Consider the following 16,339-nt stretch of genomic DNA (forward strand, 5'->3'; position numbering starts at 1 on the left):
GGTGATGGTTCGGGACATTATCGTGAGGGACGCGATTCATGGCCTTCGGTAACGCGGCGGTCAGCCAAACCTATCAACGCCGGCCGGCGCGCATCGCGCCGGGGGAACTGGCGCGCGAACATATGCCGCTGGTCCGGCGCATCGCCTGGCATGTCCATGGCCGCGTCTCGAACGCGATCGATGTCGAGGATCTCGTCCAGATCGGCATGGTCGCGCTGGTCGAGGCCGCCAATAATTTCGAGGATCGCGGCTTCGCCTTCTCGACCTATGCGACGATGCGGATCCGCGGCGCGATGATCGATCATCTGCGGCGCCATGCCAGCATCTGCCGTTCGGCGATGGGCCGGCGGCGCGAGATCGCCGGCGTCCGCGCGAAGCTGGAACAGATGGTCGGCCGGCCGGCCACCGATGCCGAGATGGCGGACGCCATGGGCATGTCCGCGCAGGATTATCGCGAGGCCGTCGACAGCACGGCATCGGTTCGCCAGGAATCGCTGGACGAGGTTTATTCGGACCAGTCGATGTGGTTCGCCGATGTCGAGGATCGCATCGATCAGACGCTGGAGCGCAACGAACTGCGCGACGTGCTGGCCGGCCATATCGCCGACCTGCCGGAGCGCGAGGCGCTCGTCCTTCAGCTTTACTTCGTCGAGGAAATGAACCTCGACGAAATCGGGCTGACGCTCGGCGTCGGCGCCGCGCGCGTGTGCCAGATCAAAAAGGCCGCGCTCGATCGTCTGCGGACGAAGCTGGCCGACTACCGTTGAGGCGGCGGTCGATCCGGTCGACCTTCTCCGTAATGCTGTTGATGCGGTTGGCGAGCTCGGCCTGGCCGTCGCGCACCGCGTCGAACCATTGGGCGTTGCTGCCCGTCGCCTGATAGGCGACCAGATCCCTGCGGAAATCATCCAGCGCCGCGCGCAGCTCGACCGGGTTGGCGGCAGCGACCGCGGCCGATGCGTCAGCCTTGCCATGCCCGGCCGACGCAGGCTGGGCTTCGCCAGGCTGTGCCGATGCGGGGGCATTTTGCCGGACAGCGGCTTCGAGTGCCGCGATCCTCTCGTTCGCCAGCGCCATGTTGCGGCTCGCCATCAGCAGGCCGACGGTGGCGACAAGGCTGGTGAACACGGCGAGCGACGCGATGGCAAGCGGCAGGTTGCCGGCCAGCGCGGCGAAGCGCGACGGCTTGGCCGGGGCGTTCTCGTCGGCTGTCGCGTCGGCTGTCTCGTCGGTATCCGCAGTCGACGAACCCGCCGGTGCGGCGGCCGCGTCGGCGGTGGGCTGGGGCGCGGGGGTCGGCTCGCTAAAGTCGACGCTGTTGTCTAGCGCTTCGGCTTCCACGTCCTTGCTCATCGCCGCTCCTCCTCGCTGTCCTTATTGCATTTAAAATGAGGGCCCCCGGCGTGTGAGGGTTTACGCCGGGGGCCCCGTTTTTGCCCGTTAAGGAGGACCAGTTCCTTAGCGGAGCAAGCTCAGCACGCCCTGGCCGCTCTGGTTGGCCTGGGCCAGCATGGCGGTCGCCGCCTGGCTCAGCACCTGCGCCTTGGCGAGGTTCGTCGTTTCCTTCGAGAAGTCGGTATCCTCGATCCGCGAACGGGCTTCGGTGATGTTCGTCTGCGACGAGGTCAGCACGTTGACGCGGGTTTCGAGGCGATTCTGGATCGCGCCGAGATCGCCGCGGGTGGCCGAAACCTTGTCGATCGCCTTGTCGATCGCCTTCAGCGCATTCTTCGCGCCTTCGGTCGTGGTGATCGAAAGGCTGCCGGCGAGCAGCGTCTCGTCACCGCCCTGCGTGGCAAGGCCGACCTTGGCGACCGAAGCCGCGCTGCCTTCGACGCGGATCGCCGCACCGTCCGACGACGAGAGCGTGATACGGCCGCCGATGGTGACGCCGCCCGAACCCAGCGTGCCGGTGCCGGCTTCGCCTTCGAACGAGGTGACGCCCGTCACCATCGCGTTGGCGTCGTCGACCGTGATGTTGGCGCCCTGTTCGGACGTCAGGATCAGCGCGCCATTGTCGTCGGAGGTCGCCCGGATGCCGTTGATGCCGGCATTGTTGATCGCGGTCACGACGTCGGACAGGTTCACCGCGCTCGAAAGATCGACGGTGGCGCCGTTGATCGACACGTCGGCGCTGGCGGCCGTCAGGTCGACGCTGAGCTTGACGACGGTCTTGGCGGTCGCTTGGACGCCGGTCTGCGACGAGACGGCGTTGATCGCGGCGGCCTTCGACAGCGCCGAGCCATCGGTCGACTTGCCGACCGCGACGCCGTTGATCTTCACGTCGTCGGTGGTGGCAAGCGCCGCCGTGGTGTCGACCGCCGACGAAGCGAAGTTCGCGCCGTCCGACGTTTCGTTCAGGCCGAGCGCCTTGACGTCGGCCAGCGTGCCGGCGCCGCCGACATAGCCATTGGCTTCGTTCTTGGCCTGGACCTTGATGTCCGAACCATCGACGCTGCTCAGCGCGACATAGCCCTTATAGGAGCCGGCCGTGAAGCCCGCGCTGGTCGGCGCCGAACCGGCGATCACGATGTCCGCGCCGGTGTCGTTCGACAGGGCGATCGTGCCGTTGTCGTTCAGCGTGGCGGTGACGCCGGAGGCATCGCGGTTGATGTTCTTGACTAGCTCTTCCACGCTGCCCGAGGCACCGATGCTCTGGCCGTTGATCGTGATCGCGCCGGCAACGAAGGTCGTGGCGTTCGGCTGCGCGCCGGTCAGCGTGTTGTACGCCGTCGCCTTGACGTTGGTGTTCGACGTGTTGGTATTGATCGCGGTGGCGAGCGCGGTCGCCGTGTCGCCGGTCGGCGCGGTGGCGAAGGCCGCCTTGCCGTTGATCAGCACGTCATCGGTGGCGAGGCCCGAAACCGATCCGACGCGGCCGGTGGTCAGCTGGCCATCGACCTTATAGCCGTTGAGGCCGAGATCCTTGGCCGAGGTGCCGCCGATCGAGAAGCTGACGGTGTCGCCCGCCTTGGTGCCGGTCTGCAGCGAGACGTTCTTCGACGAACCGTCGAGCAGCTTGATGCCGTTGAACGAGGTGGTGGCGGAAACGCCATTCACTTCGGTCACGAGCTGCGTGAGTTCCTTCTGGAGGGTTTCGCGGTCGCTGGCCGAGTTGGTGCCGTTGGCCGCCTGGACGGCCAGTTCGCGCATGCGCTGCAGCATGTTGGTGACTTCGCCGAGCGCGCTTTCAGCCGTCTGCGCCATCGAGATGCCGTCATTGGCATTGCGGATGGCAACGGCGAGGCCCTTCACCTCGGAGGTCATGCGGCTGGAGATCGCCAGGCCGGCGGCGTCGTCCTTGGCGCTGTTGATGCGCTTGCCGGTCGACAGGCGTTCCATCGCGGTCTGCAGCGTCTGGTTCGCGACCCGCGAACCGTTCTGCGCGCGCATCGCGCCCACATTGGTGTTGATGACAGTCACGGTCGTTCCTTTCCCGCTCGATAAGCCGGCTGTCCGACCACTGGTCCATGGCAGCCACGATCCGGGTAACGGCGGGGCGCCAAGGAGCTTTAGGGGAAGGCACGCGCAAATTTTTTTCACGGCGCGACCGGTTTCGATGAAACGGTTCTACGTGTGCGGGCGCGCCTTACGCGCGGGCCTGCGTAGCGGCGCAGGCGCGGCAAAGATGGCTAATCGACAAAATTAAGTGGTTGGTAACCATCAAGCCATATTTTGACCCTGCAACGGCCGTCTGGTGACGGCGAAGTGGGGGTAGCCGGATGCGGACGATCGGTCTCAGCGAAAGGGCGGCAGAAGCCAATCCGACGCTGGCGGGCTGGTTGCAGGGCATCGGTTTCGATGCCGCGATCATCCCCGGCGGCGAGCCCCGCGAGCGCGACGAGATTCGCATCCTGGCCGCGGACGAGATCGCCCACGCCACCCATCGTGATCTGATGGTGGAGTTCGAATCGGGGGCGCCGCATTACCGGCCCGCCGCCAAGGGCATGCCGGCGCAGATGCGCTTCGGTTTCGAGGACATGGCCTTCGGCCACGCCCTGATCGCCGAACTGGTGCGCCCGCCGGTGCGGCCCGCCTGCGGCGAACCCGCCAGCGCCAAATTCCTCGCGCTCGCCACCAAGGTCGCGCGCTCCGACGCCACCGTGCTCGTGCTCGGCGAAACCGGCACCGGCAAGGAAGGTGTCGCCCGTTACATCCATGCGGTCAGCCCGCGTGCCGACAAGCCGTTCGTCGCGGTGAACTGCGCCGCGCTGCCCGAAACCATGCTCGAAGCGATGCTGTTCGGCCATCAGAAGGGCAGCTTCACCGGCGCCGCTGCGGCCAGCGAAGGGCTGTTCCGCGCGGCCGATGGCGGCACCCTGCTGCTCGATGAGGTGGCGGAAATGCCGCTGGCGCTGCAGGCCAAGCTGCTCCGTGCGCTGCAGGAACGCGAAGTGCTGCCGGTCGGCGCTACCAAGAGCGTTTCGGTCGATGTCCGCGTGATCGCGGCGGCCAACCGCGATCTGGCCGCCGAAGTCGCCGCCGGCCGGTTCCGCGCCGATCTTTACTGGCGGCTCAACGTCATGCCGCTCAACCTCCAGCCGCTCGGCGCGCGTCGTCAGGATATCCGCGCGATCACCGCCGCGCTGCTCGTGCGCCACATGCCCGAAGGCGATGGTTTCGCCTGGCCGACCTGCGCCGCGCTCGATCGGCTGATGGCGCATAGCTGGCCGGGCAATGTCCGCGAGCTTGAAAATGTCCTCCAGCGCGCGCTGCTGCTGCGCGATGGCGATCGCATCGACGCGGGCGATCTCAGCATCGAGCCGGCGATCGGCGGTCCGGCGGCGTCGGTGCAGCCGCTTGTCCACGACGACGAAGCCGCAGAACCGCAGCGCCTGGCCGATGTCGCCAAGGCGCACCAGCATCGCGCCATCGAGGAAGCCCTGGCGGCGACCGGCGGCCACCGCCTGCGCGCGGCCGAACGGCTCGGCATCAGCGAGCGCACCCTGCGCTATCGCCTCGCCGATATGCGCGCAGCGGCGTGAGGGGCTAGGGCATGAGCCGGATCGACAGTTCCAGCCTGCTGCAGATGCGCAGTGCGATCCTGCAGCAAAATGCTGCGCTTCAGCGTGCTGCACAAAAGCCGGCGGAAGCCGCGCCGCTCGCCACGCCCGCCGTGGCCGAGCCCCAGAAACCCGCCGATTTCACCAGCGCGCTGGGCAAGGCGATCTCGTTGGTGAACGAGATGCAGGCCAAGGCCGGCGCGGTTTCCGAATCCTACGAACGCGGTGAAACCACCGATATTGCTGCGGTCATGCTGCAGCGCGAACAGGCCAGCCTCGGCTTCCAGGCCACCCTTCAGGTCCGCAACAAGCTCCTTGCTGCTTACAAGGACATCATGAGCATGCCGGTGTAACCCATGGCCGAGATCGCAGCTTCTCCCGACGGCGCCACCCCAGGTCGCGCGCTTGCCATCCCCACCGCCGGGCGCCCGCCCGCCGGCCAGATGATCGATCGCCTGAAGGGCATGATGGATCAGCCGGCCGTGCAGCGCAGCCTGCCGATGATCGGCCTGGTCGCGATGCTCGGCATCGCCGCGCTGGCCTGGATGCTTTTCGCCCAGCCGCCGCAGCGCGATCTGTTCCGGGGGCTGGCCGATGGCGACAAGGCCGCCGTGGTCGACGCGCTGACGTCCGCCGGCGTCGATTATGCCATCGACCGCGATACCGGCACGCTCACCGTTTCCGACGCCGATTTCTATCGCGCCAAGATGCTGCTCGCCCAGGCCGGCCTGCCCAAGAGCGCGCCCGACGGCGATGCGATGATCAGCTCGCTGCCGATGGGCGCCAGCCGGGCGGTGGAAGGCGAACGCCTGCGCGGCGCCCGCGAACTCGATCTGGCCCGCACCATCGAACAGATCGACGCCGTCGCCGCCGCGCGCGTCCACCTCGCGGTGGAACAGCCCAGCGTGTTCCTGCGCGATGCCAAGCAGTCGGCCGCGTCGGTGATGCTGCAGCTCCAGTCCGGCCGTTCGCTGGGCGATGCGCAGGTCAAGGCGATCACCCATCTCGTCGCGTCCTCGGTTCCGGGCCTCAGCCCCGATGACGTATCGATCGTCGATCAGACCGGCAAGCTCCTGTCGGGCGCCGGCGGCGATGCCGTCACCGATGCCAGCGAACGCCAGATCGAAATCCAGGCGAAGATGGAACAGCGTTATCGCGAGGCGCTGGACAAGCTGCTGGTCCCGATCGTCGGCGCCGGCAACTACACCGCCGAGGTGCACGCCGATCTCGATTTCGCCGAGGTGCAGGCCACGCGCGAAAGCTATCCCAAGGATCTTGGCTCGGTGCGCGCCGAACAGGGCGCCTGGACCAAGGAAGGCGGCCCCGATGGCCCGCAGGCCGTGGGCGGCATCCCCGGTGCGATTTCCAATTCGCCGCCGCCGGCGAGCCAGGTGGCCGCCGCACCCGGCGGCGCCGTCACCCCGCCGGTGCCCGGTGCGCCCGACGCCCCCGGTGCGACCGCCGCGCAGAGCCGCACGAACGAGAATTACAGCCGCACCTTCGAACTGGGCCGCGAAGTCTCCGTCACCCGCAATCCGGTCGGCACCGTGCGGCGCCTGTCGGTCGCGGTGGCGCTCAAGGACGTCAACGGCAAGCCGCGCCCCCGCGCCGAGCTGACCGCGATCGAGGATCTGGTGAAGGGCGCGGTCGGCTTCGATCAGAACCGGGGCGACACCATCGCCGTCAACAGCCGCAAGTTCGCCGACGTGAATGTCGAACCGGCCGGCGGCAATTGGTGGGATGCGCCCTGGGTCGCGCTCGCCGCGCGCAATCTTTCGGCGCTGCTGATCGCCGCGCTGCTGGTGTTCGGTGTCGCCCGCCCGCTGCTCAAGCGGCGCATCGCGACGGCGGCGCAGCGGGCCGAACAGGCGGCTGCCCAGCGTGAATTGCAGCGCAGTCAGGTCGGCCGCGAAATCGCCCAGACCATCGCCAGCGAAACGCGGATCGATCCCGCCCAGCCGGTGACGCTCGACATGATCGAGGCGACGCCCGGCTATGCCGAACGCGCCGAACTGATCCGCAGCTTCGTTCGCCAGGATCCCTCGCGCGCGGCGCTGGTGGTCCGCGATCTGATCCGCGCCGACAACCCTTCAGGAGATGCCCGCAATGGCTGACGTCGACACGCTGACCCGCCCGAGCGAGCGGATGCCGGCCGGCTGCGAGGCCGCGGCGATCCTGCTGATGCTGCTGGCCGAGGAAGAAGCGGCCGAGGTGCTCGCCCGGCTCGATCCCGATGAGGTGCAGATGCTGGGCGGCGCGATGTTCGGCGTCGCCGACGTGACCGAGCATCAGGTGAACGGCGTGCTCGATCTGTTCGTCCACCGGGCGCGGGCGCGCACCACGATCGGCTTCGGGGCCGATCGCCATATTCGCGGCATGATGGAACGCGCGCTGGGCAATGACCGCGCCGACAATATCATGGCACGGATCACCCCGCCGACGCGCACCAACACGCTGGACGCGCTGAAGTGGATGGACCCGCGCACGATCGCCACGCTGATCGAGAACGAACATCCGCAGATCGGCGCGCTGGTGCTGGCGCATCTCGATCCGCCGATCGCGGCCGATGTCCTCCAGCTCGTCGACGAGGAATTGCAGACCGATCTCATCTACCGCATCGCCAAGCTGGGGCCGGTGACGTCGGAAGCGCTTGAGGATCTCGAACGCGTCCTCCTCCGCCAGCTCGGCCACACGATGCGCGGCGGCGCCACCTCGCGTCGCGGCGGGGCCAGCGAAGCGGCGAAGATCGTCAACAACACGCGCACCGCCGCCGAACAGCGGATCATCCGTTCGCTCGGCCGGCTCGACAAGACGCTGGCGCGGACGATCGAGGACGAGATGTTCGTCTTCGACAACCTGAACGCGCTCGACGAAAAGAATCTCGGCACGCTGCTGCGCGCGATCGACAATTCGATCCTCGTCGTCGCGCTCAAGGGCGCGGACGAACGGCTGCGCAACAAGATGCTCGGCTGCATGTCCAGCCGCGCTGCGCAGTCGATCATGGACGAAATGGCCGAACGCGGCCCGATGCGGCTGGCCGAGGTGCAGGACGCGCAAAAGGAGATGCTCGCCATCGCCCGGCAGCTGGCGAATGCGGGCACGATCAACCTGGGCGGAAAGAACGACGATTATGTCTGATATGTGGAGTGCCGCGACCGGCATCGCCGCCGCGCGCCTGGGCGATTTCGTGTGCGAGCCCAACCTCAGGAACTTCACCCCCTGGCTGCGGCGCAGCGATCCCGCGCCGCGCGTCGTGGAACCGGCGGTCCGCGCGCCGGTCGCCGAACCGGAGGTCGATATGGCCCAGATCGAGGCGGATGCCTTCGCCGCCGGTTTCGACGAAGGCCGGCGGACGGTGGAGCTGGAATGCGCCGCCGAGCGCGATGCCGTGCTGCGGCTGGCCGAAACGCTGGAGGCCCTGCGCCCCGAACCGCATCACGAACTGGGCCTGCTGCTCGCCGAAACGGTCGAACGGCTCGTTCGCCAGATCGTCGGCGAGGTGACGCTGGATCAGGATATCATCCGCGCGCGCGCCGATGCTGCGGCGGAGCTGATCGCCGAAGAATCGATCCCCGCCCGCATGCGCCTGTCGCCGGATGATTTCCAGCGGCTGCAGGGCGCCGATCTGCCGGTCGCCATGATCGCGGACGAGGCGATCGTCCCCGGCATGGTGCTGGTCGAAACCGGCGAAGGCTGGATCGAGGACGGCCCCGAGGTCGGGCTGGAAAAGCTGCGCATCGCGCTCGACAAGATGGGGGTGCCGCGGTGATCGCCCAGGGTTCGACGATGCCGGCCGCCACGGGCGCGCTCGCCGGCCATGCTGCGGCGCTGCTCGACAGCATCGACATCGCCCATATGGGGCCGCGCCGGATCGGCAAGCTCGCCGCTTATGACGGGCTGATGCTGGAAGCGACCGGCTTCAACCAGCCGATCGGATCGGGTGCGCGGGTGATCGACGCGGAAGGCAATGCCTGCCGGGCGGAGGTCGTGGGATTTCGCGGCAACCGCACGCTGATGATGGCGCTCGATGCCGATGCGCCGCACATCACCGGCGCGCGGGTCGAACCGGACAGCAAGGGCGGCTCGGTCGCGGTCGGCGTCGAACTGCTCGGCCGCGTGATGGATGCGCTGGGCGAACCGCTTGACGGGCTAGGCCCGATCACCGCCAGCCACCGCTGGCCGCTCGCCGGCCGGCTCGGCAATCCGCTCAACCGCGCGCGCGTCACCGAACCGTTCGATATGGGCGTCCGTGCGATCAACGCATTGCTCACCGCCGGCGTCGGCCAGCGCATCGCCATCGCGGCGGGCTCGGGCGTCGGCAAGTCGGTGCTGATGGGGCAGATGATCGCGGGCGCCGAATGCGATGTGATCGTCGTCGGCCTGGTCGGCGAACGCAGCCGCGAGGTTTCGGACTTTCTCGCCACCAAGCTCTCCGGCGCGGTCCGCCAGAAAAGCGTCGTCGTCGCGGTGCCGGCGGATCACCCGCCGCTCCTGCGCCTGCGCGCGGCGATGCGGGCGACGGCAATCGCCGAATTCTTCCGCGAGGCCGGCCTGCGCGTCCTGCTGCTCGTCGACAGCCTGACCCGCGTCGCCCATGCCCAGCGCGAAATCGGGCTTTCGCTGGGCGAGCCGCCGACGATGAAGGGCTATCCGCCCTCGGCGCTCGGCCTGATCCCGCGCCTCATCGAACGCGCCGGGGCGGATGCACGCACCGGCGGCTCGATCACCGCGATCTACACCGTGCTCGCCGATGGCGACGATACCGACGATCCGATCGTCGATACCGCGCGCGCCATCGTCGACGGGCATATCATCCTGTCGCGCAGCCTGGCGGAACAGGGCGTCTTCCCGGCGATCGACGTCGGCAAGTCGCTGAGCCGCGTCATGTCCGACATCGTGGCGCCGGAACATCTGCGCGCGGCGGCCAATCTGCGCCGGCTGTGGGCGGTCTATGAGGAAAATCGCGATCTCATCCTGATGGGTGCCTATCGCGAAGGCAGCGACGCCCAGATCGACGAGGCGATCGCGCGTCACGCCGAAATCCACGCCTTCATCAAGCAGGGGCAGAAGGATCGGATCGACTATGCCGAGTCCGCCGCGATGCTCGGCCACGGGTTCGGCCAGTGAAGTCGGTGGTCAAGCGCCGGCAGCGGATCATCCGCGTGCGCCGCGCCCAGCATCTGCAGGCGCAGGCCGTGGTGGCGCAGGCCGAAGGGCGGCTCGCCTCGCTGGAAACCAGTTCCGACAGGCTGCGCCAGCTGCGCGAAAGCCTGAATATGGCGCCGGGTGTTGCGTCGGGCGCCGCGCTCGCCAACGCCGCCGAAATGGCCATGCGCCTCGATAATGCCCGCGACGGGCTGCGTGACGCGATCGTCGGCGCCAAGGCAGCCGTCGACAAATCGGCCGAACTGCGCCTCGAAGCCCGCATCCGCCAGGAAAGCGCCGAGCGCCTGGGCGAACAGGCGGCGCGCGCGCTCGAAGCCTATCGCGAACGCCGCGCCCCCGGCGCCGGCCGCCGGCGCACCTTAAGCGACGAAGGGAAATCGGCATGATCGGGCATGCGGCGACATCGCTGGGTTCGCTGCTGGCCGGGCTCCGGCTGTCGATTCCGGGCGGCAAGACCGGGGCGGCCGAGGCCGCAGCCGGGTTCGACGCGGCGGTGGCGGGGCTGGGGGGCCTCGTCCCGTCCGCGTCGGATGGTGGGCCCGTCGCGGGGCTCGTCACCGATGCGCCGGCGACGGCCGAGGCCACATCCGCCGCGACGATCGGCGCAACGGTGGCAGCCGACGATATGGCGGCGCCCACGCTTGGCGACATATTGGGGGCCGCCGGCCTGACGCTTGTTGATGGCGAACCTACGGCGCCCGCTGCGGCTGGCCAGCCCGCATCGCTACCGATCGCTGCACCGCCGGGCGGCAAACCCGCTGCGCCGCCGACGATATTGCCGGTCGGCGATGGCCTGCCGCTGGTGGCGATGCCGGAGCGGCTGCGCCCCGTGATCCTGACGCCCGCCGATTTCGATCAGCCCGCGCCAGCGGAAGGCGAAGGCGACGACGCGGGCGATGGCGATCCGATCGAAATCGTCGATGCACCGGTGGAGGATGCCACGCAGCGCGATTCGGCGATGGCGGCCGCGATCATTCCCGCGGCGATCGTCGTCCCGCCGCCACCCGTGCAGGCGGCGGGCGGCCCGGCCGTGCCGTCGACCGAAGCCGAGGCCGACGAAGCCTCCGTTCGTTCCGCCGGGCCGCAGCCGGCGGTTAGCCCCGTCCCGGCGCAGGCCGGTGGGACAGCACCGATCATCGCTGCCGACCGGAGCGCAATGGCCGCTGCGGCTCCGGCCGACATGCCGACGGCTCCTGCTACACCCGCTTCGGCTGATCCGACCGCGCCGCGCTTGTTTGCGCCCGCCGATGTTCCGGCCCGGTCCGTGAGCCGTGGGCCGCAGGAAGCGATCGCTCCGCTCTATACCCGTCCGGTGGTTGAATCGGCGGCGCGGCCGGCCCAGATGCCGGTCGCTGCTCCGGCGACCGCAACCATGGTAGCGAGTGATTCGGTGATCGAAGCGCCGCGTGGCGACGTCTCAGCAGCCAGCGACGCGGTTGCACCCGAATTGGCGGACGCCGGGACGGCGCCGGTTGCGCCGACCGCGCCAACCGCAACCCCGGTTCCGCTTGCGGCGCCCAGTGCCACGGCGGCGCTTCCCGATGCCGCCGCGCCGTCCGCGCCGGCCAATACCGTCGATATCGGGCAGGTCGTTATCGGCCATCAGCTCGATCTCGCGCGCGACAGCGCCTGGCTCGATCAGCTCGCCCGCGACATCACGGCCGCCGCGGCGATCGATTCGCGGCTCCAGTTCAAGCTCAATCCCGAACATCTCGGCTCGCTCCATGTCGAGCTGATGCGCGGCGACGACGGCGCCTCGGTGCGCCTGACCACTGAAAATGAGGCGGCCCGCGCGATTCTGGCCGATGCGCAGGGGCGGCTGGTGGCCGAAGCGCGCGCGCACGGCATGAAGATCAGCGAAACCCATGTCGATCTCGGCCAGCAGGGTGGCCAGGGGCAAGGCCAGGGCCAAGGGCAGCGCGGCTGGGCCGATGGCCAGCCGGGCCAGCCCCATCCGCAATCGCAGAACGCATATGTAAACGCGTCGGTAACCATGAACGCGGTAGATGCGGATCAATCCGAACGGCGGGGCAATCCTCGCGAACGCTATGCATGACGGGAACTGAATCGTGAGCGACGAGACCAGCAAGGCGCCGAAGAAGAAGGGCAAGCTCAAGGTGGTGCTGTTGTCCACCGTGGGCGCGCTGATGCTGCTTGGCGGCGGCGTCGGGGCGGGGCTGTATGCGGCGGGCGCGGGGCTTGCCGGTGGCCACAAGAGCGAGCCGGAAGATCCCAACAAGCCCAAGCTCGTTCCCAAGGATGGCGGGCAGGAAGCCGCGCATGCCGGCGACAAGCAGGCCCGCGCGCTGGAAGAAGTGGTCGATCCGGGCCGCTACAAGGCCACTTATTACGATCTCGCGCAGAACTTCACGTCCAACCTGCGCGATTCGGACGGGTTCATGCAGGTGTCGCTCGGCGTCTCCACTTATTACGACCAGCGCGTCATCGATCGCGTCAAGGCGCATGAGATGGCGATCCGCTCCGCCGTGCTGATGACGCTGGCCGATCAGGATTCGTTCGTGATTTCGACGCCCAACGGCAAGAAGGAGCTTCAAAAAGCGCTCAAGAAAGCGATAAACGAAGTGCTCGTTCGGAAAGAGGGCTTCGGGGGCGTGGACGACGTGTATTTCACCAATTTCATCATCCAGTGACGTCATGACGGACGACGCGATGAGGGATGACAAGGCCCTGCTCGGCGACGACGCGCTCGGCGCCCTGATGGCGGAGCTGACCGAAGTCGAGAGCCATGGCGCGGATGGCGGCCATGATGCCGTCGTCCGGCCCTATACTTTCGGCCAGGACGGCTATGGTTCGGCCGATCGCCTGTCGGGGCTGGAACGGATGGCCGAACGGCAGGCCCGCCACCTGCGCGCGGTGATCGAACCGTTCGCGCGGACCAAGGTGCAGGTGACGCCCGAACATCACCAGACGATGCGCTTCGATCGCTGGCGCGCCGAATTGCCGAGCTTCACCAGCCTCAACCTCTATCGCCTGCGCCCGTTGAAGGGCGGCGTGCTCGCCGTGATCGAGCCCGAATTCGTGACCGCGATGGTCGACGCCTTCTACGGCGGCAGCGGCACGGCCGTTCGCCACCGCGCGCGCGAATTCACGCCGACCGAGGAACGACTGCTGACCCGGCTGGCCGATGGCGTGATGGAAGGCGTGGTCGATGTGTGGGCCGATGTGACGCCGCTTTCGGCGAGCTTCGTCTCGCGCGAGACGAATGCCGCTTATGCCAGCCTCGTCCGGCCCGACGAGCCGGTGGTCGTCCAGCGCTTCATCATCACGCCGGGCACCGGCCGCTCGTCCAGCCTGTCGATCATCTATCCGCTTGGCGCGCTGCGGCCTTATGAAACCCAGCTTGCCGCCAAGGTGCATACCGATCACGGGCCCGCCGACAGCGAATGGCGCGGCCGCATGGTGCAGGCGCTCAGCAATGTCCGCCTGCCGGTGCGCAGCGTGCTCGCGCGGCCGGAACTCACCGTGGCGGATCTGATGGCGCTGAAGGTGGGGGATGTGATCCCGATCAGTCTTGCGCCCAAGGTTCCGCTGATTGTCGCCAACCGCCGGCTGGCTTATGGGACGATCGGGGAACAGGAAGGCCGCGCGGCCTTGATGGTCGAACATGTCGAACAGGGACAATGAGATGAGCGAAGGGGGCGAAGCCGCATCGGTGCCGGCCGATCCGATGGCGGGCCGCAATCTGCGGCTGCTGGCGGATATTCCGTTGCGCCTTTCGGTCGAGGTGGGATCGACCTCGCTGAAGCTATCCGAACTGCTCGACCTTGCCGAGGGCAGCGTCGTCGAACTGGATCGGCAGGCCAATGAACTGCTCGACATCCTGGTCAACGGCACGCTGGTCGCCAAGGGCGAGGTGGTGACGGTGAACGGCCGCTTCGGCATCCGCATCGTCGATGTCGTCGCCGCCGACGCGCGGCTCGCGGGGCTCGAACGCCGCGCATGATGACCGCTTATATCCTGCGCCTTCTGATCCTGCTGCCGCTGGTGGCGGGCATGGCATTCGCGACGCTCTGGCTGTGGCGCAAATTGCAGCCGGGCATGACGATCGGCGCGCGCGAACGCGCGGTGAAGGTGGTCGATGCCGTGCCGATGGGCGCGATGGGCCGGCTGGCCGTCGTCGAATTTTCGGGCAAGCGTTATCTGGTCGGCGTGTCGCGCGGCCGGATGGACCTGATCGCCGAAGGCGAGATTCCCGACGGGGCGGTTGATCATGCTGGCTGAGGCGCGGCCTCGCCGATCCACCTTGCTTGTGCTGGCCGCGCTGGCCGTGGCCCTGTTCGCGGCCTTGTTCTGGGCGCATCCCGCGCTGGCGCAGGCCGCCGCGCCCGCGCCGCTGCCGGCCCCCGGTGGCCCCGGCGCGCTCGATCGGGCGATGAGCACCATTTCGGGCGATGGCCGCCCGCTGTCGCTGTCGCTGCAGATCCTCGTCCTGATGAGCCTGCTGACGGTGCTCCCGTCGCTGGTGCTGATGATGACGAGCTTCACGCGCATCATCATCGTGCTGTCGATCCTGCGCCAGGCGCTCGGGCTACAGCAGACGCCACCCAATCAGGTGCTCGTCGGGCTCGCCCTGTTCCTGTCGCTGTTCGTGATGCGGCCGGTGATCGCGGAGATCAACACGGCCGCCTACACGCCTTATGGCGCCGGCCAGATTTCGATCGAGGAAGCGATCAAGCGGTCGGGCACGGCGCTGCACGGCTTCATGGTCAAGCAGACACGGCAGACCGATCTCAAGCTGTTCGCCGATCTCGCCCAGTCGCCGCCCTTCGCCAAGCCGGCGGACATCCCCTTCTCGATCCTGCTGCCGTCCTTCGTCACCAGCGAACTCAAGACCGCGTTTCAGATCGGCTTCCTGATCTTCCTGCCCTTCCTGATCATCGATCTGGTCGTCGCATCGACGCTGATGGCGCTGGGCATGATGATGCTGTCGCCGTCGATCGTATCGATGCCGTTCAAGCTGCTGCTGTTCGTGATGGTCGATGGCTGGGCGCTGACCATGGGGTCGCTGGCGGGGTCGTTCGTCACATGATCGCGGGCCCCGACTATTTTGTCGGTGTCGCCCAGCAGGCGCTGTGGGTGCTGGCGCTCGCGTCGGCGCCGATCCTGATTCCCGCGCTGGCCGCGGGCCTGATCCTCGGCATGATCCAGGCGGCGACGTCGATCAACGAACAGACGTTGAGCTTCGTGCCCAAGCTGATCATCGTCGGCGTGGCGCTCGCCATTTTCGGCGGCGCGATCATGCTGCTCGTCGCCGATTTCACCCGCGACATGTTCGCCCGCATCCCGGATCTGATGCGATGATGCCCACCGGCTTTGCCGGGGTCGAAGCGCAGCTCTGGTTGTGGATGCTGGCCATGATCCGCCCGGGCGCGGCCTTCATCGCGGCGCCGGTGTTCGGCAGCCCGCAGGTGCCGGTGCAATTGCGGCTGATCGTGGCGCTGGCCGTGGGCATTCCGGCCACGGCGGTGGTGCCCTTCACTCTGCCCGACGCCGGCATCGCCTCGATCGAGGGATTCGTCATGGTTGTGGGCGAGGTGCTGGTGGGGCTGGCATTGGGCTTTGCCGTCCAGATCGGCTTTTCGGCGGCATTGCTGGCGGGCGAGACGATCGGCAGCGCCATGGGCCTCGGCTTTGCCAGCATGGTCGATCCGCAATCAGGGCAGTCCAGCCCCGCGCTCGGCCAGTTCCTGTCGATCCTCGGCACCTTCCTGTTCCTGTCGATCGGCGGGCATCTCGCGCTCGCCGCCCTGGTGTTCGAAAGCTATGTCGCGCTACCCCCCGGCCAGGCCTGGCTAGGTGCGGAAAGCCTGAAGGGGCTCGTCGATTTCGGCGGCATCGTGTTCGCGGCGGGCGTCGCCATCGCGCTGCCCGTCGCCTTCGCCATCATCCTCGTCCAGGTGGTGATGGGCATGCTCGCCCGGTCGGCGCCGGCGATGAACCTGTTCGCGGTCGGCCTGCCCGCCGCCTTGCTCGCCGGCATCATCCTGCTCGCCATCGCCGCGCCGGTGATGGCCGATGCGATCCTTGCCGCCATCCAGCGCGGGCTGGAAATGGCGGGCACGCTGGCACGGGGCGGCTAGATCGATTCTACCCCGCTCAACGCTTCGTTAACCATCTTGGCGCAGTGCTGGTACTCCATTTCCGGAGGC

Annotated in this window: 17 protein-coding genes and 2 pseudogenes; 16 read left to right on the forward strand and 3 right to left on the reverse strand. The window is 68.0% G+C overall.

What is annotated here, in order from left to right; translation table 11 throughout:
• The first annotated feature begins 38 nt into the window (after positions 1 to 38).
• On the forward strand, positions 39 to 767 hold the full coding sequence (locus tag CHB74_RS15025; protein ID WP_089220460.1) for a sigma-70 family RNA polymerase sigma factor: 729 nt from the start codon (positions 39 to 41) through the stop codon (positions 765 to 767).
• On the opposite strand, the gene CHB74_RS15030 is transcribed toward CHB74_RS15025, so the two are convergent.
• The 3 genes and pseudogenes from CHB74_RS15030 to CHB74_RS22800 all read right to left on the reverse strand — a co-directional run.
• A complete protein-coding gene (locus CHB74_RS15030) occupies positions 715 to 1,353 on the reverse strand; it encodes a hypothetical protein (RefSeq protein ID WP_089220461.1) in 639 nt (212 codons plus the stop codon). The genes CHB74_RS15025 and CHB74_RS15030 overlap by 53 nt on opposite strands.
• Before the next feature lie 105 nt (positions 1,354 to 1,458).
• Positions 1,459 to 1,710: pseudogene (locus CHB74_RS22795) on the reverse strand (flagellin); the annotation flags it as partial.
• Positions 1,711 to 3,012: 1,302 nt separating this feature from the next.
• Positions 3,013 to 3,543: pseudogene (locus CHB74_RS22800) on the reverse strand (flagellin N-terminal helical domain-containing protein); the annotation flags it as partial.
• 179 nt (positions 3,544 to 3,722) lie between these two features.
• Between CHB74_RS22800 and CHB74_RS15040 the strand changes: the two are divergent.
• The 15 genes from CHB74_RS15040 (at position 3,723) to fliR (ending at position 16,270) form a co-directional block, all read left to right on the forward strand.
• Positions 3,723 to 4,985, forward strand: a complete 1,263-nt coding sequence (locus CHB74_RS15040) for a sigma-54 interaction domain-containing protein (RefSeq protein WP_089220463.1) — start codon at positions 3,723 to 3,725, stop codon at positions 4,983 to 4,985.
• Positions 4,986 to 4,996: 11 nt separating this feature from the next.
• Positions 4,997 to 5,356 (forward strand): flagellar hook-basal body complex protein FliE, encoded by a 360-nt coding sequence (fliE, locus tag CHB74_RS15045; protein WP_089220464.1) that lies wholly within the window; start codon positions 4,997 to 4,999, stop codon positions 5,354 to 5,356.
• 3 nt (positions 5,357 to 5,359) lie between these two features.
• Positions 5,360 to 7,117 carry a flagellar basal-body MS-ring/collar protein FliF gene (gene fliF / locus CHB74_RS15050; RefSeq protein WP_089220465.1) on the forward strand — a complete coding sequence of 586 codons (1,758 nt, stop codon included), beginning with the start codon at positions 5,360 to 5,362 and terminating at the stop codon, positions 7,115 to 7,117.
• Positions 7,110 to 8,141, forward strand: a complete 1,032-nt coding sequence (gene fliG, locus CHB74_RS15055) for a flagellar motor switch protein FliG (RefSeq protein ID WP_089220466.1) — start codon at positions 7,110 to 7,112, stop codon at positions 8,139 to 8,141. Before fliF ends, fliG begins: the two co-directional genes overlap by 8 nt.
• Positions 8,134 to 8,772, forward strand: a complete 639-nt coding sequence (locus tag CHB74_RS15060; RefSeq protein WP_245842949.1) for a FliH/SctL family protein — start codon at positions 8,134 to 8,136, stop codon at positions 8,770 to 8,772. Before fliG ends, CHB74_RS15060 begins: the two co-directional genes overlap by 8 nt.
• An 86-nt stretch (positions 8,773 to 8,858) precedes the next feature.
• Positions 8,859 to 10,130 carry a FliI/YscN family ATPase gene (locus CHB74_RS15065; protein ID WP_245842953.1) on the forward strand — a complete coding sequence of 424 codons (1,272 nt, stop codon included), beginning with the start codon at positions 8,859 to 8,861 and terminating at the stop codon, positions 10,128 to 10,130.
• Positions 10,127 to 10,555, forward strand: a complete 429-nt coding sequence (locus CHB74_RS15070; protein ID WP_089220468.1) for a hypothetical protein — start codon at positions 10,127 to 10,129, stop codon at positions 10,553 to 10,555. The genes CHB74_RS15065 and CHB74_RS15070 overlap by 4 nt, the downstream gene beginning before the upstream one ends.
• A complete protein-coding gene (locus tag CHB74_RS15075; RefSeq protein WP_089220469.1) occupies positions 10,552 to 12,225 on the forward strand; it encodes a flagellar hook-length control protein FliK in 1,674 nt (557 codons plus the stop codon). The genes CHB74_RS15070 and CHB74_RS15075 overlap by 4 nt, the downstream gene beginning before the upstream one ends.
• 13 nt (positions 12,226 to 12,238) lie before the next feature.
• Positions 12,239 to 12,820: a flagellar basal body-associated FliL family protein gene (locus CHB74_RS15080; protein ID WP_089220470.1), complete on the forward strand. Its 582-nt coding sequence runs from the start codon at positions 12,239 to 12,241 to the stop codon at positions 12,818 to 12,820.
• 19 nt (positions 12,821 to 12,839) lie between these two features.
• Entirely contained in the window at positions 12,840 to 13,814 is a 975-nt protein-coding gene (locus CHB74_RS15085) for a flagellar motor switch protein FliM (RefSeq protein ID WP_245842950.1), read from the forward strand.
• Position 13,815: 1 nt separating this feature from the next.
• Positions 13,816 to 14,133, forward strand: coding sequence for a flagellar motor switch protein FliN (gene fliN, locus CHB74_RS15090; protein ID WP_089220472.1), 318 nt, complete (start codon positions 13,816 to 13,818; stop codon positions 14,131 to 14,133).
• A complete protein-coding gene (locus tag CHB74_RS15095) occupies positions 14,130 to 14,411 on the forward strand; it encodes a flagellar biosynthetic protein FliO (RefSeq protein ID WP_089220473.1) in 282 nt (93 codons plus the stop codon). The genes fliN and CHB74_RS15095 overlap by 4 nt, the downstream gene beginning before the upstream one ends.
• Positions 14,401 to 15,219 carry a flagellar type III secretion system pore protein FliP gene (fliP, locus tag CHB74_RS15100; protein ID WP_089220474.1) on the forward strand — a complete coding sequence of 273 codons (819 nt, stop codon included), beginning with the start codon at positions 14,401 to 14,403 and terminating at the stop codon, positions 15,217 to 15,219. Before CHB74_RS15095 ends, fliP begins: the two co-directional genes overlap by 11 nt.
• Entirely contained in the window at positions 15,216 to 15,491 is a 276-nt protein-coding gene (gene fliQ / locus CHB74_RS15105) for a flagellar biosynthesis protein FliQ (protein WP_089220475.1), read from the forward strand. Before fliP ends, fliQ begins: the two co-directional genes overlap by 4 nt.
• Complete coding sequence (gene fliR, locus CHB74_RS15110; RefSeq protein WP_089220476.1) at positions 15,488 to 16,270, forward strand: flagellar biosynthetic protein FliR; 783 nt, start codon at positions 15,488 to 15,490, stop codon at positions 16,268 to 16,270. Before fliQ ends, fliR begins: the two co-directional genes overlap by 4 nt.
• The last annotated feature ends 69 nt before the right edge of the window (positions 16,271 to 16,339 follow it).

This window comes from Edaphosphingomonas laterariae (assembly GCF_900188165.1).
Taxonomy (GTDB): Bacteria; Pseudomonadota; Alphaproteobacteria; order Sphingomonadales; family Sphingomonadaceae; genus Sphingomonas_E; species Sphingomonas_E laterariae.

Bases quoted from the DNA above. Each gene is read 5' to 3' on its own strand.
- CHB74_RS15030 (WP_089220461.1), bottom strand. From the start codon at position 1,353: ATGAGCAAGGACGTGGAAGCCGAAGCGCTAGACAACAGCGTCGACTTT.
- fliR (WP_089220476.1), top strand. From the start codon at position 15,488: ATGATGCCCACCGGCTTTGCCGGGGTCGAAGCGCAGCTCTGGTTGTGG.
- CHB74_RS15075 (WP_089220469.1), top strand. From the start codon at position 10,552: ATGATCGGGCATGCGGCGACATCGCTGGGTTCGCTGCTGGCCGGGCTC.
- fliN (WP_089220472.1), top strand. From the start codon at position 13,816: ATGAGCGAAGGGGGCGAAGCCGCATCGGTGCCGGCCGATCCGATGGCG.
- CHB74_RS15025 (WP_089220460.1), top strand. From the start codon at position 39: ATGGCCTTCGGTAACGCGGCGGTCAGCCAAACCTATCAACGCCGGCCG.
- CHB74_RS15040 (WP_089220463.1), top strand. From the start codon at position 3,723: ATGCGGACGATCGGTCTCAGCGAAAGGGCGGCAGAAGCCAATCCGACG.
- fliE (WP_089220464.1), top strand. From the start codon at position 4,997: ATGAGCCGGATCGACAGTTCCAGCCTGCTGCAGATGCGCAGTGCGATC.
- CHB74_RS15095 (WP_089220473.1), top strand. From the start codon at position 14,130: ATGATGACCGCTTATATCCTGCGCCTTCTGATCCTGCTGCCGCTGGTG.
- fliF (WP_089220465.1), top strand. From the start codon at position 5,360: ATGGCCGAGATCGCAGCTTCTCCCGACGGCGCCACCCCAGGTCGCGCG.
- CHB74_RS15085 (WP_245842950.1), top strand. From the start codon at position 12,840: ATGAGGGATGACAAGGCCCTGCTCGGCGACGACGCGCTCGGCGCCCTG.
- CHB74_RS15060 (WP_245842949.1), top strand. From the start codon at position 8,134: ATGTCTGATATGTGGAGTGCCGCGACCGGCATCGCCGCCGCGCGCCTG.
- fliQ (WP_089220475.1), top strand. From the start codon at position 15,216: ATGATCGCGGGCCCCGACTATTTTGTCGGTGTCGCCCAGCAGGCGCTG.
- fliG (WP_089220466.1), top strand. From the start codon at position 7,110: ATGGCTGACGTCGACACGCTGACCCGCCCGAGCGAGCGGATGCCGGCC.
- fliP (WP_089220474.1), top strand. From the start codon at position 14,401: ATGCTGGCTGAGGCGCGGCCTCGCCGATCCACCTTGCTTGTGCTGGCC.
- CHB74_RS15065 (WP_245842953.1), top strand. From the start codon at position 8,859: ATGGGGCCGCGCCGGATCGGCAAGCTCGCCGCTTATGACGGGCTGATG.